Source organism: Arthrobacter sp. AOP29-A2-19 (assembly GCF_058138025.1).
In genome coordinates, this window is the sequence record NZ_CM176894.1 from 3,002,805 (window position 1) to 3,029,179 (window position 26,375).

The 26,375-nt window shown below is 69.8% G+C and carries 26 protein-coding genes; 15 read left to right on the plus strand and 11 right to left on the minus strand.

Annotated features, from left to right (window positions below; all coding sequences use genetic code 11):
• Positions 1–130 precede the first annotated feature (130 nt).
• The 5 genes from AC3ZJJ_RS13830 to AC3ZJJ_RS13850 are packed head-to-tail and all read left to right on the plus strand — an operon-like array spanning position 131 to position 5,950.
• On the plus strand, positions 131–1,366 hold the full coding sequence (locus AC3ZJJ_RS13830; RefSeq protein WP_489892393.1) for a CaiB/BaiF CoA transferase family protein: 1,236 nt from the start codon (positions 131–133) through the stop codon (positions 1,364–1,366).
• The gene (locus tag AC3ZJJ_RS13835; RefSeq protein WP_489892394.1) at positions 1,367–2,242 is read left to right on the plus strand and encodes a hydroxymethylglutaryl-CoA lyase; all 876 of its coding nucleotides are present in this window, start codon (positions 1,367–1,369) and stop codon (positions 2,240–2,242) included. It begins immediately after the preceding gene.
• 41 nt (positions 2,243–2,283) lie between these two features.
• Positions 2,284–3,690, plus strand: a complete 1,407-nt coding sequence (locus AC3ZJJ_RS13840; RefSeq protein ID WP_489892395.1) for a 2-hydroxycarboxylate transporter family protein — start codon at positions 2,284–2,286, stop codon at positions 3,688–3,690.
• Positions 3,690–4,259: a gamma carbonic anhydrase family protein gene (locus AC3ZJJ_RS13845; RefSeq protein ID WP_489892396.1), complete on the plus strand. Its 570-nt coding sequence runs from the start codon at positions 3,690–3,692 to the stop codon at positions 4,257–4,259. Before AC3ZJJ_RS13840 ends, AC3ZJJ_RS13845 begins: the two co-directional genes overlap by 1 nt.
• Positions 4,256–5,950, plus strand: coding sequence for a thiamine pyrophosphate-binding protein (locus AC3ZJJ_RS13850; protein ID WP_489892397.1), 1,695 nt, complete (start codon positions 4,256–4,258; stop codon positions 5,948–5,950). The genes AC3ZJJ_RS13845 and AC3ZJJ_RS13850 overlap by 4 nt, the downstream gene beginning before the upstream one ends.
• Before the next feature lie 13 nt (positions 5,951–5,963).
• Here AC3ZJJ_RS13850 and AC3ZJJ_RS13855 read toward each other — a convergent pair whose 3' ends face one another.
• The 6 genes from AC3ZJJ_RS13855 to AC3ZJJ_RS13880 all read right to left on the minus strand — a co-directional run bounded on the left by AC3ZJJ_RS13855 (position 5,964) and on the right by AC3ZJJ_RS13880 (position 10,997).
• On the minus strand, positions 5,964–6,623 hold the full coding sequence (locus AC3ZJJ_RS13855) for a GntR family transcriptional regulator (protein WP_489892398.1): 660 nt from the start codon (positions 6,621–6,623) through the stop codon (positions 5,964–5,966).
• On the minus strand, positions 6,620–8,146 hold the full coding sequence (locus AC3ZJJ_RS13860; RefSeq protein WP_489892399.1) for a fumarylacetoacetate hydrolase family protein: 1,527 nt from the start codon (positions 8,144–8,146) through the stop codon (positions 6,620–6,622). The genes AC3ZJJ_RS13855 and AC3ZJJ_RS13860 overlap by 4 nt, the downstream gene beginning before the upstream one ends.
• Positions 8,147–8,242: 96 nt before the next feature.
• Positions 8,243–8,980 (minus strand): IclR family transcriptional regulator, encoded by a 738-nt coding sequence (locus AC3ZJJ_RS13865; RefSeq protein WP_489892400.1) that lies wholly within the window; start codon positions 8,978–8,980, stop codon positions 8,243–8,245.
• Positions 8,981–9,019: 39 nt separating this feature from the next.
• Complete coding sequence (locus AC3ZJJ_RS13870) at positions 9,020–10,135, minus strand: LLM class flavin-dependent oxidoreductase (RefSeq protein ID WP_489892401.1); 1,116 nt, start codon at positions 10,133–10,135, stop codon at positions 9,020–9,022.
• Between the two features lie 134 nt (positions 10,136–10,269).
• Entirely contained in the window at positions 10,270–10,779 is a 510-nt protein-coding gene (locus AC3ZJJ_RS13875) for a flavodoxin domain-containing protein (RefSeq protein WP_489892402.1), read from the minus strand.
• Between the two features lie 71 nt (positions 10,780–10,850).
• Complete coding sequence (locus AC3ZJJ_RS13880) at positions 10,851–10,997, minus strand: hypothetical protein (RefSeq protein WP_489892403.1); 147 nt, start codon at positions 10,995–10,997, stop codon at positions 10,851–10,853.
• A 115-nt stretch (positions 10,998–11,112) separates the two neighbouring features.
• On the opposite strand from AC3ZJJ_RS13880, the gene AC3ZJJ_RS13885 reads away from it, so the two are divergent.
• Complete coding sequence (locus AC3ZJJ_RS13885; RefSeq protein WP_489892404.1) at positions 11,113–11,298, plus strand: hypothetical protein; 186 nt, start codon at positions 11,113–11,115, stop codon at positions 11,296–11,298.
• Between the two features lie 3 nt (positions 11,299–11,301).
• On the opposite strand, the gene AC3ZJJ_RS13890 is transcribed toward AC3ZJJ_RS13885, so the two are convergent.
• The gene (locus AC3ZJJ_RS13890; protein ID WP_489892405.1) at positions 11,302–11,751 is read right to left on the minus strand and encodes an Lrp/AsnC family transcriptional regulator; all 450 of its coding nucleotides are present in this window, start codon (positions 11,749–11,751) and stop codon (positions 11,302–11,304) included.
• Between the two features lie 109 nt (positions 11,752–11,860).
• Between AC3ZJJ_RS13890 and AC3ZJJ_RS13895 the strand changes: the two genes are divergently transcribed.
• Both AC3ZJJ_RS13895 and AC3ZJJ_RS13900 read left to right on the plus strand, forming a co-directional pair.
• Entirely contained in the window at positions 11,861–12,559 is a 699-nt protein-coding gene (locus AC3ZJJ_RS13895) for a LysE family translocator (RefSeq protein WP_489892406.1), read from the plus strand.
• Between the two features lie 125 nt (positions 12,560–12,684).
• Entirely contained in the window at positions 12,685–14,838 is a 2,154-nt protein-coding gene (locus AC3ZJJ_RS13900; RefSeq protein ID WP_489892407.1) for an HNH endonuclease signature motif containing protein, read from the plus strand.
• A 55-nt stretch (positions 14,839–14,893) separates the two neighbouring features.
• On the opposite strand, the gene AC3ZJJ_RS13905 is transcribed toward AC3ZJJ_RS13900, so the two are convergent.
• From AC3ZJJ_RS13905 to AC3ZJJ_RS13915, 3 genes are all read right to left on the minus strand, one after another.
• A complete protein-coding gene (locus tag AC3ZJJ_RS13905) occupies positions 14,894–15,967 on the minus strand; it encodes an ABC transporter substrate-binding protein (RefSeq protein ID WP_489892408.1) in 1,074 nt (357 codons plus the stop codon).
• Between the two features lie 103 nt (positions 15,968–16,070).
• A complete protein-coding gene (locus tag AC3ZJJ_RS13910; protein WP_489892409.1) occupies positions 16,071–16,910 on the minus strand; it encodes an ABC transporter permease in 840 nt (279 codons plus the stop codon).
• Entirely contained in the window at positions 16,907–17,746 is an 840-nt protein-coding gene (locus AC3ZJJ_RS13915; RefSeq protein WP_489892410.1) for an ABC transporter ATP-binding protein, read from the minus strand. The genes AC3ZJJ_RS13910 and AC3ZJJ_RS13915 overlap by 4 nt, the downstream gene beginning before the upstream one ends.
• 266 nt (positions 17,747–18,012) lie before the next feature.
• Here AC3ZJJ_RS13915 and AC3ZJJ_RS13920 point away from each other — a divergent pair, with 266 nt between their 5' ends.
• On the plus strand, positions 18,013–19,032 hold the full coding sequence (locus AC3ZJJ_RS13920; RefSeq protein WP_489892411.1) for a matrixin family metalloprotease: 1,020 nt from the start codon (positions 18,013–18,015) through the stop codon (positions 19,030–19,032).
• Between the two features lie 11 nt (positions 19,033–19,043).
• On the opposite strand, the gene AC3ZJJ_RS13925 is transcribed toward AC3ZJJ_RS13920, so the two are convergent.
• Positions 19,044–19,655 carry a TetR/AcrR family transcriptional regulator gene (locus AC3ZJJ_RS13925; RefSeq protein ID WP_489892412.1) on the minus strand — a complete coding sequence of 204 codons (612 nt, stop codon included), beginning with the start codon at positions 19,653–19,655 and terminating at the stop codon, positions 19,044–19,046.
• A 151-nt stretch (positions 19,656–19,806) separates the two neighbouring features.
• Between AC3ZJJ_RS13925 and AC3ZJJ_RS13930 the strand changes: the two genes are divergently transcribed.
• The 6 genes from AC3ZJJ_RS13930 to AC3ZJJ_RS13955 all read left to right on the plus strand — a co-directional run bounded on the left by AC3ZJJ_RS13930 (position 19,807) and on the right by AC3ZJJ_RS13955 (position 26,279).
• On the plus strand, positions 19,807–20,811 hold the full coding sequence (locus AC3ZJJ_RS13930) for an NADP-dependent oxidoreductase (RefSeq protein ID WP_489892413.1): 1,005 nt from the start codon (positions 19,807–19,809) through the stop codon (positions 20,809–20,811).
• Between the two features lie 111 nt (positions 20,812–20,922).
• Positions 20,923–21,549: a dTMP kinase gene (locus AC3ZJJ_RS13935; RefSeq protein ID WP_489892414.1), complete on the plus strand. Its 627-nt coding sequence runs from the start codon at positions 20,923–20,925 to the stop codon at positions 21,547–21,549.
• A gap of 33 nt (positions 21,550–21,582) precedes the next feature.
• Positions 21,583–22,290 (plus strand): FadR/GntR family transcriptional regulator, encoded by a 708-nt coding sequence (locus AC3ZJJ_RS13940; protein WP_489892415.1) that lies wholly within the window; start codon positions 21,583–21,585, stop codon positions 22,288–22,290.
• Positions 22,287–23,267: an asparaginase gene (locus AC3ZJJ_RS13945; protein ID WP_489892416.1), complete on the plus strand. Its 981-nt coding sequence runs from the start codon at positions 22,287–22,289 to the stop codon at positions 23,265–23,267. Before AC3ZJJ_RS13940 ends, AC3ZJJ_RS13945 begins: the two co-directional genes overlap by 4 nt.
• Positions 23,268–23,332: 65 nt before the next feature.
• Entirely contained in the window at positions 23,333–24,736 is a 1,404-nt protein-coding gene (locus tag AC3ZJJ_RS13950) for an aspartate ammonia-lyase (protein ID WP_489892417.1), read from the plus strand.
• Between the two features lie 40 nt (positions 24,737–24,776).
• Positions 24,777–26,279, plus strand: coding sequence for an amino acid permease (locus tag AC3ZJJ_RS13955; RefSeq protein ID WP_489892418.1), 1,503 nt, complete (start codon positions 24,777–24,779; stop codon positions 26,277–26,279).
• Positions 26,280–26,375: the final 96 nt, after the last annotated feature.

Sequence of the window (26,375 nt, forward strand, 5' to 3'; positions counted from 1 at the left end):
ACCACCCCCCTGGCGAAAGTTGGACGCGGGGGTTGTGTGTGGCGCGGGTCACTTGCTACTCTCTTCCCGCTAAATGGCAACCAGTTCCCACCAAGTGGGAAACACCGGGCACCGGAAGAAAGTAGACATTGTGACTGAGAACCTGCGGATCGAGGGCAACACCCTACCGCTCGAAGGCGTCCGGGTCCTGGAGCTGGGCAGCTTCATCGCCGCCCCCTTCGCCGCCCGCCTCTTCGGCGACTTCGGCGCCGAGGTCATCAAGATCGAGCGCCCCAACGGCGGCGACGAGCTGCGCGACTGGCGCAAGACCCGCGGCGCGACCTCCATGCTTTTCCGGACGCTGGGCCGGAACAAGAAGTCGGTGGTCTTGGACCTCCGCACCGACGAGGGCCGGGAGGCCGTGAAGAAGATCGCCGCCCAGTGCGACGTCGTCATCGAGAACTTCCGCCCGGGCACCCTGGAGAAGTGGGGACTCGGACCGGACGTCCTCGCGGAACTCAACCCCGAGATCGTTATGGTGCGCATCTCCGGCTACGGGCAGACCGGCCCCTATAAGGACCGCGCGGGCTTCGGCAGTTCCGCGGAATCCTTCGCGGGACTGCGCTACATCACCGGCGAACCGGACCGCCCGGCGGGGCGCGCCGCGGCCAGCATGGGAGACACCGTCGCGGGGCTCTACGGCGTCATCGGCGCCCTGATGCTGATGCTGCAGAAGGCCAAGGGCGCCAAGCACACCGGGCCGCAGACGGTCGACGTCGCGCTCTACGAGGGCGTCTTCAGCCTCCTCGAGTCCCTCGTCCCGGACTACGACGCCTACGGCATGGTGCGCAAGCGCACCGGCGGCGCGCTCCCCGGCGTCGTCCCAACCGGCTCCTACCTCTGCGGCGACGGCCTGGAGGTGGTCATTGGCGGCAACTCCAACTCCGTCTTCGTCCGCCTGATGAGGGCCATGGGCCGCGAGGACCTCGCAGTCGACGAGTCGCTGCTGACCACCGAGGCGCGCGGCGCCCGCGAAGAGGAACTCAACGGCGCCATCTCCGCCTGGACCGGCAGCCACACGCTCGCCGAGGTCCTGGACCTTCTGGACACGGCCGGCGTTCCGGCCGGACCGGTCTATGACGCCCCGAGCATCGCCGAGGACAAGCACTACCTGGCCCGCGACATGATCCAGACCCACGAGGTCGTGGTCGACGGGGAGCCCGAGCTCATCCGCTTCCCCGGCGTCGTCCCCAAGATCCCCGGGCACGAGGGCCGCGTGCAGTGGGTGGGCCCCGACCTCGGCGAACACACGGAAGAGGTCCTGCGCGGGATCGCCGGACTGACCCCGGACGAGATTGCCCGCACCAACCCGAAGGTGGCGCTCTAGATGCAGGTCCACATCACGGACGTCTTCCTCCGCGACGGCCTGCAGGACGAGGCCGTCATCGTCTCCACCGAGGACAAGCTTGCCGTCGCGGACGCCCTGCTGGCCGCGGGACTCAAACGCCTGGAGGTGGCCTCGTTCGTCAACCCGGCGAAGGTCCCGCAGATGGGCGACGCGGCCGCCGTCCTCGGCGGACTGCCCGCGCGCGGCGGCGTCGCCTACACGTCGCTCGCGCTCAACGGCCGCGGCATCCAGCGGGCGGTCGACGCCGGCGCCACGGACATCCAGGTGGTCACCTCCGCCAGCCAGGCCCACAGCAGCGCGAACGCGGGCCAGAGCATCGAGTCCGCGCTCGCCGACCTGGGCCGGGAAGTGGCACGCTTCCCGCGAATCAACTTCTTCGCCGGCATCTCCACGGCCTTCACCTGCCCGTTCGAGGGCGAGATCGACGCCGACCACCTGCTGCGGGTGGTCCGGGCCTTCAAGGACATGGGGATCCGGCACATCGGCCTGGCCGACACGCTGGGCACCTCGCCAACCGGGCAGGTCATGGCGTCGCTGGCCCACGTGCGGGCCGGCGAACCCGACCTCACCTACTACCTGCACCTGCACAACGCCCACGGCCAGGCGCTGGCGACGGCGAGCGCAGCTATCGGCGCCGGCGTCGTCCGGTTCGACAGCGCCCTGGGCGGCTACGGCGGGTGCCCGTTCGCGCCGGGCGCCCACGGCAACATCGCCACGGAGGAACTGGTGCGCCACCTGCACAACGCCGGCCACGAGACGGGAATCGACGAGGCGCTCCTCGCCGACGCGGTGCTCCTGGCCCGCGACGTCGTCCTCCGTTCCCCCGCGGTGTCCGCCGCACCGGCCACGCGCTAGATCCCCTACCCTTTTCACACCGAATCCTTTTGGAGACAACGATGTCGACAACACCCCGCACGGCCGGTCCCGACGTGGACCCGGAGCCCCGCCTCCCCGATCCGACGACGCCGGTGGCCCCCTCGCGCGCCGTGCACCACCCGTACCCGCGCGGCTTCCGGATCGCGAGCCTTCCCGGCCCCATCTACTGCGTCCTGTTCGCGCTGCTGCTGGTCTCCGCGCTGACCGGCAACCTGCCGGATTCGATGATCGTGGGCTTCGCCGTGACGATCGTACTGGGCGGCCTGCTGATCTGGTTCGGCAACCTCTTCCCGGTGGTGCGCGACTTCGGCCTGCCGACCGTCCTGTGCACCTTCGTCCCGGCCACGCTGCTGTTCTTCGGCCTGATTCCGCAGAACGCGGTGGACGTGGTGCAGAACTTCGTGGGCGGCTACGGCTTCCTGGACTTCTTTGTGGTGGCCATCATCGCCGGCAGCATCCTGGGCATGCCGCGCGCGCTCTTGCTCAAGGCCGGCCCGCGCTTCGCCGTCCCCCTCGTCGGCTGCCTCTTCGCCACGTTCGCGCTGGTGGGCCTGCTGGGCCTGGTCACCGGCTTCGGCTTCCTTGAGGCCGTCCTCTTTATCGCGGCGCCCATCATGGCCGGCGGCCTGGGCGTCGGTGCCCTGCCGATGTCCGAGATGTACGCCTCCGCCACGGGCGGGGACTCCGGCACGTTTATGGGCGACCTGATGTCCGCCGTGGTGATGGCCAACGTGGTCTGCATCCTCATCGCCGGCGTCTACAACGGCATCGGCAAGCGCGGGGTCCAGCCGTTCATCGGCTTCAACGGCAACGGCCAGCTCCTGCGCATCCAGGGCAAGTCCAGCGAACTGGCGGTCCCGGCGAAGAAGGACGTGTCCTCCTACATCTCCCTGGGCAAGGGCCTGGTCATCGCAGGCTGCCTGTTCGTCGCCGGCAACCTGATCGCCGCGTACCTGCCCGCGCTGCACCCCTACGCGTGGACCATCATCCTCGCCGCCGCCGTCAAGATCTTCGGCCTCTTCCCCAAGGAGCTCGAGGAAGCCAGCTCCGAGTGGGGCGACATGCTCAGCGCCATCATGATCCCCGCGCTGCTGGTCGGCGTCAGCATCACCTACATCGAGATCTCCGAGGTCCTGTCCTCGCTGAGCAACCCGCTGTTCATCCTGCTCACGGTCGCCACGGTCATCATCGCAAGCCTGACCTCCGGCATTCTGGGCTGGCTGGTGAAGTTCAACTTCGTCGAGGCCTCCATCACCCCCGGGCTCGTGATGGCGGACACCGGCGGCAGCGGCGACGTCTCCGTGCTCAGCGCCGCCAACCGCATGCACCTGATGCCCTTCGCGGCGCTGACCAACCGCATCGGCGGCGCGCTGGTCCTCTTCGTCACCTCCCTGCTGGTTCCGCTCCTGGCCGGGGCGGTCGGCTGATGGCCGGCCACATCCTGGGCGTCAACGGCCGCGGCCCGGACAGCGCCGCCGACGCGTGGATCGCCCCGACGGCGGCCGTCGTCGGCGACGTCACCCTCGGCCCCGGCGTCGGCGTCTTCTACGGCGCCGTCCTGCGGGCCGATCTGGAGTCCATCGACGTGGGCGAGGGCAGCAACATCCAGGACACCGCCGTCGTCCATGCCGATCCCGGGCATCCCGCCCGCATCGGCCGGGATGTCAGCGTCGGCCACGGCGCGGTCCTGCACGGCTGCACGGTGGGCCACGGGGCGCTCGTCGGCATGAACGCCACGGTGCTGAACGGCGCCGTTGTGGGCGAGGGATCGCTCGTCGCCGCCAACGCCCTGGTACTCGAGGGCACCGTGGTTCCCCCGGGATCGCTGGTCGCCGGAGTCCCCGCCAAGGTGCGGCGGCCACTCACTGAGGAGGAGATCGCGCACTGCCGCGGGAACGCCGAAACCTACCGGACGCTGACCGCGCGTCACGCCGAGGCGAACGGCGGCGCTACGCTGGTTTCCGTCACCCCACGGTTCAACGGAGAGCTGCAATGAACGCCATCGATCCCACGTCCACCCCCGTCCGCTTCCCGGACCAGGAACCCACCGTCTCCAGCGCGGTGGCGGAGGCCGTGGCCGAACGCACGCGGCACCTCTTCGGGCTGATGGGCAACGGCAACGCCCACCTCATCAGCCACCTCACCCGGGCCGGGTTCCCGTTCACCTCCGCCCGGCACGAGTCGGCGACCGTCACCATGGCGGACGCCTACCACCGGGCAACCGGGGAGATCGCGGCGGCCACCACCACGTATGGCGCCGGCTTCACGAACACCTACACGGCGCTGGCCGAGGCACGCATGGCGCGGATCCCCCTGGTGCTGGTCGTGGGCGACGCCCCGACGACTGGGCTGCGGCCGTTCGACGTCGACCAGCCCGGCGCCGCCGCGGCCGTCGGCGTCGCGACCCTGACCGCGGGACCCGGAAACGCCGTGGCCATGACGCACCGGGCGTTCGACCTGGCCCTGCAGACCTTCCAGCCCGTGGTCCTGGCGATCCCCTACGACCTCGGCAATCTGCCGCTCGCGGAGCCGGAGGACCTCGGCCCGCTTCCGGACAAGCCGGCGCACCTGGCGACGTCCGTGGAGCTCGACGAGGTCGCCGCGGTCCTGCGTTCGGCCCAACGGCCACTGATCCTGGGCGGCCGCGGTGTGCTGCTCGCGGGCGCCGCGGCCGAGCTGAGGGAGCTTGGCGACCGCCTGGGCGCGATGTTCATGACCTCGGTCATGGCCGCGAACCTCTTCGACAGCGACTGGGACCTGGGCGTCGCCGGCGGCTTCACCCGCACCCACCGCCTGGAACCGGCGCGGACGGCCGACGTCGTCCTGGTCGCCGGCGCCAGCCTCAACGCGTTCCAGACCCGGTACGGCACCCTGTTCTCCCCCGGCACCCGGATCATCCGGGTGGACAACGAGCCCGCCACCGAGCATCCGCTGGTCACCGACTACATCCGTGCCGACCTGCCCGCGTTCCTCTCCGAGCTGCTCGGCAAGGTGCCCGCTGCGGATCCGGAGGACACCTGGCGGGCGCGCCTGCCGGAGGTCGCGGGCCACGATTTCCGGTCCGCCGCCCCCAACGAGGACCCCGCCGAGTTCGGCGCCGACGGCCGGCTCAACCCGCGTGCCGTCGTCTCCGTCCTGGACCGGATCCTGCCGCGCGAGCGCTCTGTGGTCATGGACGGCGGGCACTTCATCGGCTGGGCGCCGATGTACCTCTCGGTCCCGGACCCGCGCGCCATGGTGCTGGTCGGCACCGCGTTCCAGTCGATCGGGCTCGGCTTCGGCTCGGCCGCCGGCGTCTCCGCCGCGCGCCCGGACCGCACGACCGTACTGTTCTCCGGCGACGGCGGCGGGCTGATGGGACTCGCGGACCTCGAGACCTTCCTGCGCGCCACCAGGCGGGGTGTTGTGGTTGTGCTCAACGATTCGGCCTACGGCGCGGAGCTGCACCAATACGCGTCCAAGGGCCTCCACGATCAGGCGATGCTGATCGACGAGGTGGACTTCTCCGCCATCGGCCGCGCGCTGGGCGCGGACGGCGTCAAGGCGACGTCGCTGGCCGACCTCGGCGCGCTGGAGGGCTGGCTCGCGACGCACGACGACGGCGTGTTCGTCCTCGACGTCGCGATCTCGCAGAAGGTGGTCGCCGAGTTCATGTCCGCGTCGCTGGACGCCGGCAAGCGCCTCTGAGGCCCCCGGGGGTTCAGATGGCGGAGGGCGCCTTCCCCGCCGCCTCGAGGTAGGCGTTCAGGGTGTGCATCCGGTGGGCGCGCGCGGCGGCTTCGACGTCCGCCGGCGCCCCGCCGGACTCCAGCAGGTCCAGCAGCGCGTCGTGTTCCTCGACCGACTTCCGGGCGCGCCCCGGGACGTGGCTGAAGGTGGACATGCGCATGGCGCGCAGGCGGTTCCAGCCCCGGTGGACAAGGTCCAGGATGTGCGGGTTGGGGCACCGCTCGTACAGCGCGGCGTGGAACTCGTTGTTCAGGGCGGAGAAGCGCCGCGCGTCGAAGTCCTCCAGGCAGCGGCGCATCTCGTCGTTCAGGGCACGCGCCTCGGCATAGTCGGTCGGGGTGATCAGCGGCGCCGCGAGGGCCATGGCGGCCCCCTCGATCACGGCGAGCGTCTGCATGGTGTGCAGGTAGAGCTCGGGCCCGATGCCGGCCACCGTCGCGCCGACGTTGCGCTCGAAGGTGACCAGCCCCTCCGCCTCCAGCCGGCGCACGGCCTCGCGCACGGGCACCACGCTGCAGCCGAGCTCCTTGGCGATGGTGCCCAGCACCAGCCGGTAGCCCGGTCCCACGTCCCCGTTGGAGATGCGCTCGCGGAGCAGCGCGTAGGCCTGTTCGGACTTGCTGGGGGTCACTTCTCGCCGTTCTGGGCGGGCGCGTCGGCGCCGCGTGACACCCACCCGTCGTAGCGGGCCTTCCACTCGGCGTTCATCGGGAACAGTCCGTCGACCTTGTTGCCCTCCTTGACCATCTCGAACACAAACGTGTCCTGGCGCTCCTGCTCGACAACCTCGTCGGCGATCTCGGCGGCCAGCGACGGCGGGATGACCAGCACGCCGTCGGAATCCGCGACGATGATGTCTCCCGGCTGGATGGTCGCGCCGCCGCAGCCGATGGTCACGTCGGTGTCCCACGGCACGTGCTTGCGGCCGAGTACCGCCGGGTGCCCCCCGTTGTGGAACGTGGGGATCTGAAGGGCGGCCACGGCCGCGAGGTCGCGGACGCCGCCGTCGGTGATGATGGCCTCGGCGCCGCGGACCTGCGCGCGGAGCGCCAGGATGTCGCCGAGGGTGCCGGAGCCCTTTTCGCCGCGCGCCTCCATGACCAGGATCTCGCCCGGGCCGACGGAGTCGATGACGCGCTTCTGGGCGTTGTAGCCGCCGCCGTGGGATTTGAAGAGGTCCTCGCGGTTGGGCACGTAGCGCAGCGTCCGGGCCGTGCCGATCACCTTGTGCGTTCCCTTGGTGGCCTGCAGCCCGTCGATGGAGACGTTGTTGAGTCCGCGCTTGCGCAGAGCGCCGGAGATCGTGGCGGTCGCGACCGAGAGCAGCTTGGCCTTGACCTCCTCGGTGAGCGCGGCCTGCCCGGTGACGGCCGGCGCGATCCCAGCGGCCTCCGCGGTGCCGAACGCGTCGATGCGGTCGGCGTCGGTGATTTTGGGCCGGTTGCCGAACTCGGCGAAACCTTCGGCGCCCTGGACGACCGGCGTCGTCAGGCGGCCCGTGCTGAGGCCTGCGGCCTCGTCGTCCACCTGGACCTCCACGGTGTCGCCCGGAACCACCACGGACGAACCGGCCGGGGTGCCGGTCAGGATGACGTCGCCCGGGTGCAGCGTCATCTGCTGGGAGAGGTCCGCGACGATCTGCGCGAAGGAGAAGATGAGCTCCCCGGTGGTGGCGTCCTGGGCGGGTTCGCCGTTGACCCAGGTGCGGATGCGCAGGGCCGAGGGGTCGACGGCGGCCGCCGGCAGCAGCGCCGGCCCGAACGGGGTGAAGCCGTCGCCGGACTTGGAGCGGATGTTGGATCCCTTGTCCGCGTACTTGATGTCGTAGACGCCGAGGTCGTTGCTGGCCGTGACATAGCCGACGTGGGCCCACGCGTCCTCGATGGACACCCGGCGGGCGGTGGAGCCGATGACCAGCGCGATCTCGCCCTCGAACGCTAGCAGCTCGGTGCCCGCCGGCCGCTCGACCGGGGTTCCAGAGACCGACAGCGAGGAGCTCGCCTTCATGAAGTAGGAGGGGAAGGCGGGCGTTCGGCCCCGCTGGGCCGCGCGCGAGCTGTAGCTGAGGTGGACCGCCAGGACCTTGCCGGCGGCGTCCAGGGTGGACTGGTCCACCGCGGGCGTGGCGGTGCTCGGGTTCGCTTCGGTATTCACGGGCTCTCCAAATGTCATGTACGAAATCGTATACGAAACAGTGTGAAGCGTATCACCACGAACTTCAAGGCGTCGGGCGCGGGCGCGGCTCCGCGCTCAGGCGCCGAGCGCCTGCTCGATCGACTCGGCGGCCCGTGCGAGGCGCTGCCCGATGACGTCCGGCTCCAGCCGGCTGGCCGCCGTCGCATAGACCACGGCGACCGTGGCACGGAGCTGACCGGGGACCACCAGGGGCGCCGCGACGGAGGAGACGCCGCCGATGACCTCGTCACGGCTGGTCGAGTAGCCGCGGGCGCGGGCCTCGACCGCGGCCGGCCGGTAGGCCTCCCCCGTGCCGAGCGCGTCCCACTCCCCCGCCGTGTACGTGGATTGGATGGCGAGCCCGGGCGCGCCCTGTCCGATCGGATGCCGGGACCCCAGGCGCTGCAGCACCGTGGCGTGCCCGTGGCGCGGCTCGACCGTCACCAGGGTGGTGCACTCGTGGAGGTCCCAAACCACGATTAGCGCGGACATGGAGAGCTCGTTCGCGATGGCGGTCAATTCGGGGAGCGCCGCCGACTGCAGGTCCCGCTGCACACCCCGGGCAAGCGCCGCGAGGCCGGGCGCGGACAGGACGCCGCCGGACTCGTCGCGCATGGTGAGGCGGTGGTCCTCCAGCGTGCGGAGGATGCGGTACGCGATGGAGCGGTGAACGCCGAGGGCCGTGGCCAGTTCCGCAATAGTCATGGGGCCGGGGGCGTCCGCCAGGATTTCCAGCAGCCGGATCCCGCGGGAGAGGGTCTGCGACCGCGTCGAATCGGCGGCCGGCGCGGACGTTCCTGCTGCTTTCGGCAAGGGTGACCTTTCGGCGTGTGGTGTCCACCGAATTCTATATCAGAACACGCGGGCGCCAGGGGCGGCTTCCTCGGGGGCCGGCGCGGGGCCCGGGGCGGCACCCGGACGCCAGCCGAGCGCCGGGGCGACCTCCTCCGCGGTGACCGTCAGGATGCGGCGGACGACGCTGGCGGGGAAGTCGAAGGGCAGGGCGATCACGAGTTCGTCCGCCTCCCGCAGCGCCACGTCCCCCGCCAGGAAGTCGGCGATCACGGCCGAGCTTCCGGACGGGACCTTGCCGAATTGGAACGGCGGCCCGCCCGGGGCCCCGCCGGCCGCCTGCCGCTGCTCGTCGCGGTCGATCAGCCACTGCAGCTCCGCCCTCTGGGCCGCGTTGGCGTACGGCACAATCTGCCGTCCGACCGATGCATGCGGCGGCGAGGCCGCGCCTGACTTCGCGTGCTCCGCGCGATATGCCCGGATGTACCGGCGTTGAACCTCCTCGAACGGCTCCGGACCGCGTTCTGTGTTCAGCGTCGAGAGCTGGAGCCCCAGCCCCTGCCGCCCGGTCCTCTCCGCGCTCGCGAGTCCGCCGGCGCCGTAGGCGATGCGGCCGCGCAGCGACGGGCTGTTAGGTTGGGCCGTCAGCTCGGTCCCAGCCTCCGCGAACGGCACGTTCTCGTCCGCGGTGGCCACGGTCCGGCCCTCGATGGCTTCCAGGAAAACGCGCACGCGCTCGTCGACGACGCCGCGCAGGTCGCCGTCGATCGCGCCGAACGCCTGGCCGAACGTGGATTCGTTCCGCGAATACCCGGAGCTCAACCCGAGCCGCAGCCTGCCGCCCAGCAGGAGGTCCACGGTGGCCGCCTCCTCGGCGAGGCGGACCGGATTCTCGAAACGGATGGGGGTCACGGAAGTACCTAGTTCCATGGTCCCGGCGCGTTGCCCGACGGCCGCCAGGAAGGGCAGCGGCGCGGACAGGTATCCCTCGAGGTGTCGGTGCCGGACGAATCCGGCGTCGTAGCCCAGCTCCTCGGCCAGCGCGAAGAGCTCGAGTCCGTCGTCGAGTCCCCGGGACCGGCCGCCGCGCACGCCCGTGTGCTCGACGAACGCCAGGAAGGACAGCCGGAACGGCGGGGTTTCAGGGTGGTGACTGGAAGCCGAAGTGCTCGTCACGGTGCGCCCTCTCTCGAGGCCGCCCGGGCCGGGCGGCTATCGGACCCAGTCAACCACCCGGCGCCGCGCCGCGGACCCTTCGAAATTCACGGCACGACGCCGGACGACACGTTCGTTCACAACGCCGGCCGCGCTTACGGTTCGGTCGCGCGCCCGATGCCTGCGGCCCAAGATTCAATATCGTCCCAATCGCGGTAGTCGCCGAAACGTCCGCCGATGGCGCGGAAGATCCGACCGATCCACCGCGGCATCTGCCCGGGCGCGCAGACGCCGGAGAAGACGCGGTGCCCGCGGGGAGCCACGAACTTCCGAAGCTCCGCCTCGATCTTCTTGGCCTGACCATCGCGGGCGACGCGCCGAAGTGGCCTCGGCAGGCCGCCGGACATTCCCACGCTGAACATCCAGACCGGCTTGCCCGCCAGTCCCGCCGAATGCGCGCCAAGGAATTCCGTCGCCTCCGGGAGCCACTTTTGGTTGTGGACGGCGCTGCCCAGCACCGCGGCGTCGTAGGATCCGACGTCGGACACGTTGCGGAGCGCCCGGACGTCCGCGTCGGCGCCGTCACGCCTGAGCACGGCGCCGACGCGCTCCGCGATCTCGGCCGTGGAGCCGTGGGCACTCGCGTAACCAACGATGATTCGCATGCTGGACCTCCCTTGGGATGGCCGAGGCTACCCCCGGGGCAGCGCGCCCGGAAGAAGTGCCAACCCGCGGACTAGTCGTCCGCGGTCGCCGGCCCCTCTTCGGTGGCGCCGCCCTCGTCGGACCACTCGTGGCCCTGCTCGTCGGAGAGCGCCGGATCGGAGACCACGTCGTCGTCGTGCTTCTCTGCCTGCGGCTTGTTGCTGTCCTGCGTACCCATTCCTGATCTCCTCTGGTCGGCCGTGCGGCGCGGGTGGCGCCGCTAGGGAGAATCTACGTGATGGGCGTGCGGCTACGCTTACGTCGTAAGTAACCTCGGATCCCCAAGGAGCAAAATGTTGCGATTTATCCGCCTGGCAACCATGGCGTTGCCGGCTGTCCTCTGGCTCGTCCGCAAGATCCGCGAGCGCCGCGGCGGCGCCGTTCAGAACGGAGCGGCCCAGTACGGCACCGCTCCGAACCCCGCCCACCACCCGACGTCTGTCCACAACTCCCGGACGCCCAAGGGCCGCCGCCCGTAGACGTTAGATCGGCAGCACTCCGCTGCCCTTGAGGTTTTTCATCACGATGGTGCTGGTCAGCTTCTCCACCCCGGGGAGGCCGACCAGCACCCCGTCGTAGAAGCGCTGATACTCCGGCAGGTCCAGGGCGATGACCCTAAGCAGGAAATCCGGGTCGCCGAACAGGCGGTTCGCCTCCACAATCCTGTCGATGCCCACCACGGCCTCCTCGAACGCGAGCATGTTCTGCCGGTCGCGCAGCGTGACGAAGACCAGCGACTGGAAGCCCAGACCAACCCTGGCCGGGTCGATCACCGCGCGGTAGCCCTGAATGATCCCGGAGGACTCGAGATCCTTGAGCCTGCGGTGGCAGGGGGCGACCGTCAGGCCAACCTCCCCGGCGAGTGCCGTGGCAGTCATTCGCCCGTCGTGTTGCAAGTTGCGCAAGATATTTCTATCGATGTCGTCTATCACGCAAGAACCTTATCGCCCAGCGCTGAATCCGTGAACAAATGGGAGAGCACATTTCGTGGTCATTTTCCTAGGCTGGAGGGGTACCCCACACCAGTTCAGGAGCCGCCCCGTGGACCCCCAGTTGATCCTTGGATTCGCCGTTGTATCCGTGACGCTCGCGCTCACGCCCGGGGCCGACTGGGCCTACACCATTTCCGCTGGCTTGGGCCGTAGCCGCGTGGCCCCCGCAGTCGCCGGACTCTGCGCCGGCTATCTGGTGCACACGGCACTCATCGTCGCCGGGCTGGCTGCCCTCATCGCCGCGCGGCCCGAACTCCTCACGGGCCTGACCGTGCTCGGCGCGGCGTACCTGCTGTGGCTCGGCATCACGACGGCGCGCTCGTGGCGCGGTGCCGGCTTCACCGCAGAGGAGGCGGGCAACGCCGTGGCGCCCGACGGCGCGGGCCGGTCAGCGGGCCGGTCAGCGGGCCGCCGCGACTTCCTCAGGGGGCTCGGGATCAGCGCGAGCAATCCCAAGGCCCTGCTGCTGTACCTGGCCCTGATCCCGCAGTTCGTCGCGGCGGGCCAGGCGCTGCCGATCCCGGTGCAGACGGGGATCCTGGGACTGTCCCACTTCGCCGTGACGGTCGCCGTCTACTCGCTGGTGGCGGTCGGCGCGCGCCGCCTCCTGCGCTCCCGCCCCGGCGCCGCGCGCGGAGTGACGCTGGCCAGCGGACTGATCATGACGGCCCTCGGCCTTGTGTTGCTGGCCGAGCAGATTCCCGGCCTGGTCGACGGCGCCGGCCAGATCGCCGCCGCGCTCAGCTGAGCCGGGCCCGCTCGCGAATCCCATGGAACCTGCCCACGGGCAGTGCCGCGTGCCCACGTGATCGATGCTTTCCACATACGTCTCGGGTTCGCCAAACAGTCGGTACTGCGTTCTATCGTTGAATCATGGACGCGAAAGCAAATTCGATCAGGGTTGGCGGGTGGATCCTCACCCCCGACCCCGAGGCGCGCACTAGGAACGCCGGCACGAAGTTCGAGCGCGCGGAGGAGCTCCGCCGCTTCGCCGAGGCGCGCTCCCACCAGGCGATGGTGGCCCTTCACGACGACGCCCAGCGCAAGGCGCCGCCCCACATGGAGGCGTTGCAGTCCAACCCGGGCATGGCGATCTCCACGCGTACGGGAAACCTCGTGACGCACATGGGTTTCGAGGCCGCGGTCGAGCAGATCGCCGTCGTCCAAAGCGTTCCTGCGTGGGTCGCGGAGAGGTCCCTTAACCGCGCGGAGGCGCTCTCCACGGACCTGGGCGAGGTCCTCGAGGCGCTTTCCGAGGGGCGGATCGGGCCGGAGCATGTGGAGGTCATTGCCGACCAGGCGCTTCGCATCACGGCGAGAGCCGTCGCGGCCCCGGACGAGGCCGACCCGGCGGCCGTCGAGACCTGGTTCCGCACCGTTGCCGCGGAGGAACGCGCGGTCAAAAAAAGCCGCAACGAACTCGGGCGTAAGCTCCTGCAGTACGCGGGCGGCCGCAATCCCTCGGCGCTCCGCGCCAAGGCCAAACGGCTGTTGGAGAAGTACGACCCCGAGTCGTTCACCAAGCGGTCCCGGAAAGCGATCGACGCACGGTTCTTCCGCGTGGACCCCGGTAGCGACGGGATGGCCTACCTGACGGTGGCACTGGAGTCGCCGAAGGCCGAAGCCATCTACGACCGTGTGCATCGTCAGGCCCGGGTACTGAAGGAGTCTGCCGACGGCGAATCTCCCGAGGAACGCACCATGGACCAACTTCGCACGGACGTGTTTGGCGACCACATGCTGATGGGCCCCCGCGGTTCCGGACTGGAGAACGTCCACGCCCAAGTCACGATCACCGTACCTGCAGCCTGTCTTGCCGGTGTGGACGTCGACGCCCTCCCCAACGGGACACAACCAGCCGGCACCCTTCCCGACTCAGTCATAGGGATCGGCGTTGGTCCGGGCGGCGCCGCGGAGCGACTGCTGCCGCCGGGCACCGACCTGCCCTCCATCCAGCGGCTCGGTCCAATGGACGAGGAATCCGCCGGCATCCTGATGGCGAATGCCGCTTCGTGGTGGCGGATCCTCACGGACCCGCTCAATGGGGCGGTGATCGACTGGGCACACGAACGCTACCGCCCCACACCGGCCCAGCGCCGCGCGCTGGCCCATCGAGACCACGGTTGCCGTACGCCCGGCTGCAACAGGCCGGCCGCGCGCTGCGAACCGGACCACACCATCGAATGGCAGGACGGCGGAACGACGGACCTGGCTAATCTGGCACTGCTGTGCAAGAGATGCCACCGCCTGAAATCGCTCGGCATTCTCTCGATGGAGCAACTCCCGGACGGCACCATCGTTGTGACAACGCTGTGGGGCACTTCGCGGGAGTCCGCGCCCGAGGCCCCCTGGTCGGATCGGCTCGTCGCAGCCCGGACGAGGAGCGAGTCCCTGGCACTCTGCACACCACTGTCCGCCCCGGCTGGTGCCGGCACGCAACGCCGGGGCCACCCCGCGACCGCCGACGTTGCTGGCAGGTTGTGCAACGCAAGCAACGGAGAAGGAGCAGGCAACTCTGCCATCGACAGCGATGGCTGGGATCCCTGGGACGGACCGGCACCGCAGCCGCCGCCGGAAGTCGCGGAGGCGCTGAACGCCGAGCTCTTCGCCCGCGCGGATCGGCTTCCCGAAGTGCCCGCCGCCGACCCGGAAGAGGTTGCCGCGTCCTGGCTCGTTAGCCAGCAGGCAGCGGAGACCGAGGCGGAGCTCGACTTCGAACGTTGGGCGGACTCGAACGCCTGGGACGCGGCCGGCGGGGAGGATCTCGCCTGGATGATCGCCGAGCTGGAAACGACCGACCACACTCCGCAGCGGGATCCGCGCCGGCTCCGCCCACGAAACGGGGCTTGCACGGACGAGCCCACCCGGCCCCGCGTCAGGTCCATGCGGAAGCGGCGCCCGCTGGCCTCGGGCGCCGGTGCAACCTGCCAACAGACGCCGATGCGGACGGTTCCGGCCCACGACCCCTGGGCTGTGTGGAACGCCGCGTCCACGCCGGATCCCTCGGGCACTCCCCCGCCGTTCTGAGGCGCCGCCCCGCCTCCACGAAGGATGACGGGGCGGTCCGCACCTGGACATCCGTCTAGTCGACGAACTCGTTCGTGTACGTCTTGGAGAGGTCGATTTCCGCGTCGCCCACCTCGGGGTTGGCGATGCGCTGCGTTTCCAAGACAGCTTCCGCGCCCTCGGGCGTGAAGACGCCGTCCTTGCTCAGTGTCTGCTTCAGCTCCTCGATGACCCTGGCGTACTGCTCCATGTCCCCGCCGGCGAACTTCTCGGGCATCTCCGCCGCGATCTCCTCGCCCGAATGCTCCTGGATGTAGGTGAGGGTCTTTTTGATCGCCGCGGCCAGCTTTTCGGCCTTGTCCGGGTTCGCCTCGAGCCAATCGGTTTTCGCGTACAGGCTGGACGATGGCCAGGTGTCCGTGCCGAAGATCTCTTTCAGCCCTTCGGGCGTCCTGACGTCCTCAAGCACGATAGGAGCCTTGCCAATCCGCTTTTCCAGCACGGAGATGTCCGGCTCGAGCATCACGGCGGCGTCGACCTGGCCCATCTCGACCGCCGCGACGGCGGAAGAGCCCGCCCCGATGGCCGAGACCGAGGCGTCCGTCAGCGCCATGCCGTTCTTTGAGAGCAGGTACTTGACGAACATGTCCGTGGAGGACCCCGGCGCGGTCACGCCCACGTTCTTGCCCTTGAGGTCGGCGACCGACTTGATGCTGTCGGCATTCTTCTCGGAAACCACCAGCGCGAGGCCCGAGGAGAGGTTCATGTTCGCGAACGCCTCGATGCTTTGGTTTTTGGCCTGCATCTGGATGGTGTGCTCGTAGTAGCCGCTGGTCACCTCGGTGCTGCCGCCGATCATCGCGGTCAGTGCCTTCGATCCGCCCTGGAGGTCCTGAAGGTCAACGTCGAGCCCCTGCTCCTCGTAGAAGCCCAACTCCTCGGCGAGAGTGGTCGGCAAGTACGTCAAGAGCGTCTGCCCACCCACTCCGATGGTGACCTTCTCTCCCCCGCCTCCGGCCCCGCCGTCGCCCGCCGATTGCCCCGGCGGCGCCGCCGCAGGCGCCCCACAGGCCGAGAGGGCCAGGGCCAAGCCGGCGGCGAGTGCCACTGGGCGGGCGATCCGGGTCAAGCGCTTGTCCTGGCTCTTCATCTTGTTCCCTTGTTCGATTTGTTGCGTCTGTTCGAGATGGCGTCTGTTCGCGTTGGCACCTGGTCTAGCTGGTGCGTCCCGCGGCGGTCGGCGGACGGGTTGCCTAGAAGGTCTGGTTGGGACGCCAGCGCAGCAGGCGCCGTTCCACCCGGTTGACGAGGAGGTCGATGATCAGCACGGCGATCATCAGAATGAACATGCCTGCAAAAACACCGCGCGTGTCGAACACACCCTGGGCCTGGGCGATCGCGTACCCGACGCCCGCCGAGGCACCGAGGTACTCGCCGACCACCGCGCCGGTTATGGCGAAGCCGACGCTGATGTGAAGGCTGGAGAAGATCCAGGTCAGGGCGCTCGGGATGAACACGTGCCGGAGCAGCTGCTTCTCGCTGGCGCCGAGCATCCGCGCGTTGTCCACCAGGACGCGGTCCACGCTCTTGACGCCCTCGAGCGTGTTGAAGAAGACGATGAAGAAGACCAGCGTGAAGCCGAACGCCACCTTAGACCAGATTCCCAACCCGAACCAGAGCAGGAAGATCGGCGCGAGGACAACCCGGGGAAGCGCGTTGAACATCTGCAGGAAGGGATCCAGCAGCCGTTCCAGAAACCGCACGCGCGCCAGGAGGAATCCAAGCACCAGACCGGCGGCGGCTCCGGTCACAAACGCCAACGCCGCCTCCTGCATGGTCACCCAGAGATGTGGGAAGACGTAGCCGGAGGAGACCCACTGCCAGACGGTCACCAGGATGTCCGACGGCAGCGGGAAGAAGAACTCGTCGATGATTCCGGCGCGGCCCAGCAGCTCCCACGCGCCGAGCACAACAACGGTCAGCAGCAATTGGGCCGCCCTGATCGACAGCTCGGAGGCCTCGCGGCGCTTCCGCGGCGCCCTTTGCCCCGCGGTGGATCTTGTCTTTCGCGCGTTGGCCGGTGCCACCGTCATGCGACTTCGCCTTCTTCCGTCCGTGCCGACGCGTATGTTTTGGAAACTTCGATCTTCAGGCGGCCCCAGATTTCCCGGTGCAGTTCCACAAACTGGGGGTCGTCCCGGATGTCCAGGAGGTCGCGCGGGCGCGGAATGGTGATCTCGTAGCTTCCGACGACGGTGCTTCCGGGGCCCGCGCCGAGGATGAGCACCTCGTCGGACAGCGCGATCGCCTCGTCCAAGTCGTGGGTGATGAAGACGACTGCCTTCCCGGATTCCTGCCACAGCTGGAGGAGCTCGTTCTCCATGATCTGCCGCGTCTGGACGTCCAGGGCGGAGAACGGCTCGTCCATCAGCAGGATGTCCGGGTTGACGATCCATGCCTGCGCCAACGCGGTGCGCTTGCGCATGCCTCCGCTGAGCTGATGGGGGTAGCGGTCGGCAAAACTCTTCAGCCCCACCTTCTCCAGCCACCGCCGGGCTTCGGAATGGGCCTCGGCCTTTGAGACTCCCGCCATGATCAGGCCGAGGCTGACGTTGTCGATCACCGATTTCCACGGCAGCAGCGCGTCCTGTTGGAACATGTAGGACGCGCGCCGGTTCACGCCGACGACCTCGTTCCCGAAGCTCTGGACGGAGCCCGACGACGGGACCATCAGTCCGGCGGCCATGTTCAGGATGGTGGACTTGCCGGACCCGGTGGGACCGACGATCGAGACGAACCGCCCCGGCTCGACCTTCAGGTCGATGTCCCGCACGGCAAAATACGAGCCTCCGCCGGCCGTCGGAAATTCCTTGGCGCAACCGGCCAATTCGACCGCGTACTCAGGAGACCCTGGTGTTGGGTGCGTCATTGCAACTCTTTCACGCCGAGATCGGATGCGATTGCGCCACCACAACTCGGGATGGGAGTCCGATGGCCTTGCCGCCTCACCCACCATGATGTGGGTTGTGTTCCGTATGGTGGGTTAGACGTTAACAGTAACGCACGTCACACTCAACCCCTGGGGAATCGCCCGCCACGGAGAAGGAACTACAGGGTGCCAGCGGCGCCCCTCCGGCGCTAGGCTGGCGGAATCGGCCATTGGGGGCCGTGGTTGTGGGCATCCTTGGGGGGATTGTGACACCTGCATTTTTCGGAGACTCGGTCGCGCGCGGAGGCGACGGCATGCGCGGGGGCGACGGCGCGCCGCGGCGCTCGGCGAGCGGACGGATTCCGCGATGGGCGACGGACGAGGCCCTCGGTGCCGACCATCCGCCGCCCGGCCGCCCCGACCTGCCTCCGCCCGTGGCGGCGATGCCCCGGCGGGGAACCGGAGGCGCGTCCGGCAGGCGCCGCCGCAACCGGCGCCCCGGAAGCGGCGCCAAGACCCTGATGGTCCTCGCCCTCGTGGCATTCCTGTTCTTCGGACCGGGGCTGCTGCAGCGGTACGTGGTACCCGCCATCGAACCGTATCTGCCCGGCGCGGACGTCCCGCCGCGGGGCGTCGAGGCGGCCGCCGAGCCGCTGGGGCGGCCTCCCGCCGTCGCGCCGTCCTCCGGCTTCGCGCTGCAGCCCGTCCCCGGCGACTCGCAGCCTTTCGCGGCCTACGACCCCTGCCGCCCGGTGCACTACGTCATCCGGCCGGACAACGCCCCCGCCGGCGGAGAGAGGTTGATCCACGAGGCGGTGGCGGAGGTGTCCCTGGCCACCGGTCTCAGCTTCGTCCACGACGGCGGCACCGCCGAGGCCTTCGCGGACGACGGCAGGGAGAAGTTCCAGCCGGAGCGCTACGGAAAGCGGTGGGCCCCGGTGCTCTTCGCCTGGTCGACCCCCGAAGAGGTTCCGCGGCTCGAGGGCGATACCGCCGGCCTCGGCGGGAGCTCGTTCGCCAACGCACCGGGCGGACCTTTTGTGCTCGTCGCAGGTCAGGTGGCGTTGGACGCGCCCGTGATGGCGGACATGATGGGCTGGCCGGACGGAGCCGACGCCGTGCGCGGCGTCATCCTGCACGAACTAGGCCACGTGATGGGGCTGGACCACGTCGCGGACCCGTCCCAGCTGATGTACGTCGGCCCGGGCGGGGCGTCGTCGCTCGCCGACGGGGACCGCGCCGGGCTGGCGATCCTGGGAACCGGGGAGTGCGTCCCGCAGCTCTAGGCCGCGTCGGCCTAGCCCGCGGCGCCCGGGAGCTCCGCGGCCAGGTCCCGCGCCAGCCGGAGGGTCTCCACGGCCTCGCCGCGGTTCACCCGGGCCAGCGTCAGCCCGGCGACCACCAGTGCGGTGAACAGGCGCGCACGGCACTCGATGTCGTCCGCCACGGCCCCCGGCAGCGCCCTCCCGAGCGCGGCCGCGAACGCCTCGGCCAGTTCGGCCCGATAGGCATCAACGGCTCCGCGCACCGTGGTGTCCCGCCCCGCCTGGCCCGCGGTGCTGATGAGCAGGAGGCAACCGGCGCGCTCGTCGCCCTCCTCGGATCCGGCGACCGCGTCGGCCATCTCCGCGAAGTAGTCCACCAGTGCGTTGCGGGCGGCGTCGGCGGGCTGGCCCCCGCCACCCACAAGCGGGGCCAACCGTGGGCGGACGATCAGGTCAAGGTAGTTCTCGACGGCCGCCTCGAAGAGCCCGCGCTTGCTGCCGAACGCGTGGTACAGGCTGGAGCGGCCCAGCGCGGTGGCGCGCTCGAGGTCGCCGAGGGACGTGCCGTCGTAGCCGAGGCGCCAGAAGACGTCGCGGGCGGCGGCAACGACCGCGGGGGTCTCGAAAGTCTGGGTGCGTCCCATGCGGGCTCCAATTCCTCTGCGGGGCGTGCGGCGCTCAACCCCGACGGCGCGTTTTGTACTGATCGTTCTAATAACGTAGTGTACCGAATGGTTCACTAATCTATTCTGCCACGCGCCGTCAGGCCCGCCGCCACCCGAAGAGGAGACCCCCATGACTTCCAGCACCCAGATCCAGCTGATCGGCCGCCCCAAGGGCTGGCCCGTCCCCGAGAACTTCCGCACCGCCGTCGTCGAGCTGCCCGCGCTCGCGCCGGGCGAGGTGCGCGTCGCCAACGAGTTCCTCTCCGTGGACCCCTACATGCGGGGCCGGATGAACGACGTGAAGTCCTATGTGCCGCCGTTCGCGCTCGGCGAGACGATGACCGGCGGCGCCGTCGGCCGCGTCGTCGAATCCGACTCCGACTCCCTGGCCGCGGGCGACGTGGTGCTCCATCAGCTGGGCTGGCGGGACGTGGCGCAGGGCCCCGCGGACGGATTCCGGAAGGTCGAGGAACTGCCCGGCGTGCCGCTGTCCGCCTACCTCGGCGTGCTGGGCATGACCGCGCTGACCGCGTGGGTCGGACTGCTGGAGATCGCCGGCCTCAAGGAGGGCGACACCGTGTTCGTCTCCGGCGCGGCCGGGGCCGTCGGCTCCATGGTGGGCCAGATCGCCCGGCTCAAGGGCGCCGGCCGCGTCGTCGGCTCCGCGGGAAGCCCGGAGAAGGTCGCGCTGCTGAAGGACAAGTACGGCTTCGACGCGGCGTTCAACTACAAGGACGGCGACCTGCCCGGCCAGCTCGCCGCGGCGGCGCCGGGCGGCATCGACGTCTACTTCGACAACGTCGGCGGCGCCCACCTCGAGGCCGCGCTCGGCGCGTTCAACGACGGCGGGCGCGCGGCCCTGTGCGGGGCGATCTCGCAGTACAACTCCACCGAAGCGCCCACGGGACCGCGGAACATGGCCAACATCGTGACCCGCGGGCTGGCGCTGGAAGGTTTCACGGTGGGCAACCACACCCGCCACTTCCCCGCCTTCGCCGCGCAGATGGGCGCCTGGCTGGCGGCCGGCGAGGTGGTCTTCGACGAGACGGTCGCCGACGGGCTGGACCGCGCCGTCGACGCCCTGCTGTCCATGCTCGCCGGCGGCAACACCGGCAAGATGGTCGTGCGCGTCTAGCGGGCGGCGCCCCTCCGCACCCTCACAGAAAACCCACATGGGAAACGGGCATGGATTCGGGCGCCCCGTTCGTTGACCAGTTGTTGGGGGTCATCGATCGGGGAGGTAGGCATGTCGGCATCGGGCACCGCGCTCGACGGCGGATCGCGCGCGCCCGCGCGCCGCACCATCGTGGTGCTCGGCATCGACGGTGCCGGGAAAACGACGGCGGCCGCCGCGGTCGTGGCTCGGGAAGTGTCGGCGGGTCGGAAGGCGCAGCTGCTGCGCAATCCGGCCGGGCGCCGCTGGCTCGGCCGGCTGGCCGAGTCCCTGGGCCTGGCCGTTCCGGTGTTGTGGTCGGACCGGTTCGAGACGATCGTGCGGACCCTGAACGTCGTCGTCGCCCACGCACGGGCGGCCGCGTTCCGCGGCACCACGGTCATGGACCGCCACCTCGCCTGCCAACTGGTCCTCCGCGATGTCCGCGGCCTCCCGCCGGGCCGCTTCCTACCGTGGCTGGCGGACAGGCTGCCGCGGCCGGACGCCGTCGTACTGCTCGACGTGCCGCCGGAGGTCGGGCACGCGCGCATCACCGCGCGCGGAGAGGACTCCGAGACGCACGTCTACCTGCGTGCCGCGCGGACCCGATACCTCTCCATGGCCGCCGCGCACGGATGGCAGGTCGTGGACGCTACGGGCTCGCCGGACGCCGTCGCCGAACAAATCGCCGCAAGGGTGGCGCTGACAAGGGTTGTTTGACACCCGCATGTGAGCGCTGTCATAGTCGTGATCATGAACCTGTCAGACAGCTGGACAGCAGGACAGCCATTGATCGACCGCACCAGCGCGGCCGAATCCGTCTTCCGCGCCCTCCGAGGCGCCATCGAGGACTCGCAGCTCGTGATCGGCACCAAGCTCAGCTCCGAGGCCACCCTCGCGGCCCAGTACGGCGTCAGCCGCTCCGTGGTCCGCGAGGCCCTGCGATCCTGCGCGGCCCTCGGCCTCACCCGCACGGAGACCGGGCGGGGGACCTTCGTCGTCGCCGACCGGCCCCGCCGGGACCTGGTCCTGGGCTCGTACTCCGCCAGCGACCTCATCGAGGCCCGCCCGCACATCGAGATCCCCGCGGCGGAGCTCGCCGCCCAGAGGCGCACGGCCGAGGACGTCGAAGCGCTCCGCGGACTGATGGAGGCCATGCGCGCCGAGGACGACGGCGAGGCGTGGGTGGCGCTCGACGCCGCCTTCCACGCCACCATCGCCCGGGCCAGCGGGAACGGTGTTTTTGCCAAGGTCGTCGCCGACATCCGCGAGGCTATGTCCCACCAGTCCGGCACCATCAACCTGGTCACCGGGCGGCAAAAGACCTCCGACGTGGAGCACCAGGCCATCCTGGACGCCATCGAAAACCGCGACGAGTCCGCCGCCGCGGCCGCCATGGAACTCCACCTCGGCGCGGTGCGCGGCGCCGTTGCCGACATCGTCAGGAACGGACAACGATGAGCACGTTTCCCCCCGCCCACTCCGCGCTCCCCGCGCACGCGCCGATCGCCGTGCAGACCCGCGGCGACCTCGTGGAAAGCATCCACTACGGCTCGGTGGTGGTGCTGGATCCCGCCGGAGACGTAGTTTTCGGCCGCGGCGAGCCGGAAGCCGCTTTTTACCCCCGCTCCGCGCTCAAGCCGCTCTTTGCCGCGGGCATGCTCCGCGCCGGATCCGCGCTGACACCCGAGCAGCTGGCGCTCGCGTCCGCCAGCCACTCGGGATCCCGGCGGCATCTGGCCGTCGCCGGCTCCACCCTGTCCGCGGCCGGCCTGGACGAGGGCGCCCTGGCCAACAGCCTGGACCTGCCCTACGGACCTTCCGAGCGGGCCGAATGGCTGCGCGCGGGCCACGGCGCCAGCCGCCTGGCCCAAAACTGTTCCGGGAAGCACGCCGCCCTGGTGGCACTGTGTGTCCGGCGCGGCTGGCCCGTGTCCGGCTACCTCGATCCCCATCACCCCGTGGCGGCCCTACTCTCCGAATCGGTGCGCGAACTGACCGGCGAGGAACCGGTTGCCGTTAGCACCGACGGCTGTGGCACACCGGTTCACGCCGTCTCCCTGTCCGGCATCGCCCGCGCGTTCGGTCTGATCGCGGCCGCGCCCGCCGGTACCCCGGAGCGAGCCGTGGCCGATGCGATGCGCAGCCACCCGGAGCTCGTGGCCGGGGAGGAACGCGACGTGACCGCACTGATGCGCGCCGTCCCAGGGATCGTCGCCAAAGACGGCTTCGAGGGCGTCCAGGTCGCCGCGCTGCCCGACGGCACGGCCGTGGCGGTCAAGGTGTCCGACGGTGGCGACCGCGCCCGTATGCCCGTGGCCGCCGGCGCCCTCGCCGCAGCGCTGGGCGGGCACGCGGCCCTGGAGCGCTTCTCCAGCGTGACCGTCCTCGGCGGCGGGCAGCGCGTCGGCGAACTGACCGGACTTGCGCTCCGCTAACCCCGTTCCCGCGCCCCCAACAGCATCCCCCCACGCACAACATCCCACCCTAGGAGTACTTCGCCATGCCCATTTCCGGAACCAGAACAGAGCACGACCTCATCGGGGACCGCGAGGTCCCCTCCGAGGCCTACTGGGGCATCCACAGCCTCCGGGCGGCGGAAAACTTTCCGATCACGGGGCAGACGCTGGCCAGCAACCCGCACCTGGTCCGCGCCCTGGCGATGGTCAAGCAGGCCGCCGCGCGCGCCAACCGCGACCTGGGGCTGCTGGACGGCGAGCGCGCCCGGGCCATCGACGCCGCCTGCCAGGAGATCGTAGACGGCGCGCTCCACGCCGAGTTCGTCGTCGATGTCATCCAGGGCGGGGCCGGCACGTCCACGAACATGAACGCCAACGAGGTCATCGCCAACCGGGCGCTCGAGCTTCTCGGGCACACCCGCGGCGACTACCGCCACCTGCATCCGAACGACCACGTCAACCTCAGCCAGTCCACGAACGACGTGTACCCGACCGCGGTCAACGTCTCCACGGCGTTCGCCGCCCGGCCGCTCCTGGACGCCCTCGCAGAGCTCGAGGCCGCCTTCGCCGCCAAGGCCGTGGAGTTCCGGACCGTGGTCAAGATGGGCCGCACGCAGCTGCAGGACGCGGTCCCGATGACGCTGGGGCAGGAGTTCGGGACGTATGCCGTCACCATGCGCGAGGACCGGGACCGGCTGGAGGAGTCGCTGCTGCTGGTGCACGAGATCAATCTGGGCGCCACCGCCATCGGCACGGCGCTCAACGCCCCGGACGGCTACGCGGAGTCCGCGCGGGGTCACCTCGCGGAGATCACCGGCCTCCCGCTGACCACCTCCCCCGACCTCATCGAGGCCACGCAGGACGTCGGCGCCTTCGTCCACCTCTCCGGCGTCCTCAAGCGCGTGGCGCTGAAGCTCTCCAAGATCTGCAACGACCTCCGCCTGCTCTCGTCCGGCCCCCGGGCGGGCCTTAACGAGATCAACCTGCCGGCGGTGCAGTCCGGTTCCTCGATCATGCCCGGCAAGGTCAATCCGGTCATCCCCGAGGTCGTGAACCAGATCGCGTACCAGGTGGTCGGGAACGACGTCACCATCTCCATGGCCGCCGAGGGCGGGCAACTGCAGCTCAACGCCTTCGAGCCGATCATCGTGCACAGCCTGTCCACGTCCATGAGGCACCTGGAGGCCGGGTGCCTCACGCTCTCTCGGCGCTGCGTCGCGGGGATCACGGCCAACGCCGACTTCCTGCGCCGCAACGTGGAGAACTCGATCGGGCTGGTCACGGCACTGAACCCCACGCTGGGCTACAGCGAGTCCACCTCCATCGCGCTCGAGGCGCTGGTCTCCGGCCGCGGCGTCGCCGAACTCGTCCTCGAACGCGGCCTGCTGACGGAGGCCCAGCTCGCGGAGCTGCTGCGCCCCGAACGCCTAGCCAACCTCACCAAGTAGCCCCGCCCCAAACCAGCCACCTCCCCCAGACAGGAACACCATGGACAACACCACGTCTCCCCGTGGGCACCACCACGTTCCCTCGGACGTCCCCGACTCCTCGCTGACGGCCGGCGACGGCGACTACCACAAGGGCCTGAACGCCCGGCAGATCCAGATGATCGCCATCGGCGGCGCCATCGGGACCGGCCTCTTTATGGGCGCCGGCGGGCGCATGGCCGGCGCCGGCCCGGGCATTGTCCTCAGCTACGCGCTGTGCGGCTTCTTCGCCTTCCTGATCCTGCGCGCCCTCGGCGAGCTCGTGCTGCACCGCCCGAGCTCCGGGTCGTTCGTGTCCTACGCCCGCGAGTTCTTCGGCGAGAAGGCCGCGTTCGTCACCGGCTGGCTGTATTGGCTGAACTGGGCCATGACGGCGATCGTCGACATCACGGCGGTCGCCCTGTACATGCATTTCTTCGCCAAGTACGTCCCGTGGATCGGCGCGGTCCCGCAGTGGACCTGGGCCCTGGCGGCGCTGCTGGTGGTGCTGGGCCTGAACCTGGTTTCCGTCAAGGTCTTCGGCGAGCTCGAGTTCTGGTTCGCGCTCATCAAGGTGGTCGCGCTGGTCTCCTTCCTGGTCGTTGGCATCTACTTCGTTGTCTTCGGCACCCCGGTGGACGGACAGCAGGTGGGCTTCAGCCTCATCGCGGACAACGGCGGCCTGCTCCCCAACGGCGTCCTGCCCGTCCTGGTGGTGATGCAAGGCGTGGTGTTCGCCTACGCCTCGATCGAATTGCTGGGAACCGCGGCGGGCGAGACGGAGAACCCGGAGAAGGTGATGCCCCGGGCCATCAACACGGTGATCCTGCGCATCGGCGTCTTCTACATCGGGTCGCTGGTGCTGCTGTCCCTGCTGCTCCCCTACACGGCCTACAAGGCTGGCGAGAGCCCCTTCGTGACGTTCTTCGGCTCCATCGGCGTCGCGGGCGTGGACTCCATCATGAATCTTGTGGTGCTGACCGCGGCGCTGTCTTCGCTGAACGCCGGGCTGTACTCGACCGGCCGGATCATGCGCTCCATGGCCCTGTCCGGTTCCGCACCGGGCTTCGCCGCGAGGATGAACCGCAACGGCGTCCCGTACGGCGGCATCGTCATCACGTCGGCCGTCGCGTCGCTCGGCGTCCTCCTGAACGCGATCGTGCCGGCGAGCGCGTTCGAGATCGTGCTGAACGTGGCCTCCCTGGGGATCATCGCCTCGTGGGCCATGATCGTGCTCTGCCAGTTGGCGCTGTACCGGTTGGCGAAGCGGGGCGAGGCCGTGCGTCCCGCATTCCGCATGGTGTTCGCCCCCTACAGCGGGTACGCGACACTGTTGTTCCTCCTGGCCGTGGTGGTGCTGATGGCGTTCGATTCGCCAGTGGGGACGTGGACGGTGGCGTCGATCGCCGTCATCGTGCCGCTGCTGATGGCCGGCTGGTACGCCTGCCGCGGGCGCATCCGGGCGCTCGCCGCGTCCGGGGCCACGGCCCGGGACGATTCGCCCACCGGCTCCCGCGCCCACTAGCCGGCGGCGCGACCCGCCAAGGGGGTATCGATCGATGCGAAGAAAGTGTTGGACTGCCCCGCGCGGTTCTTCCTAGGGTTGCACCGTCTCCCCTGG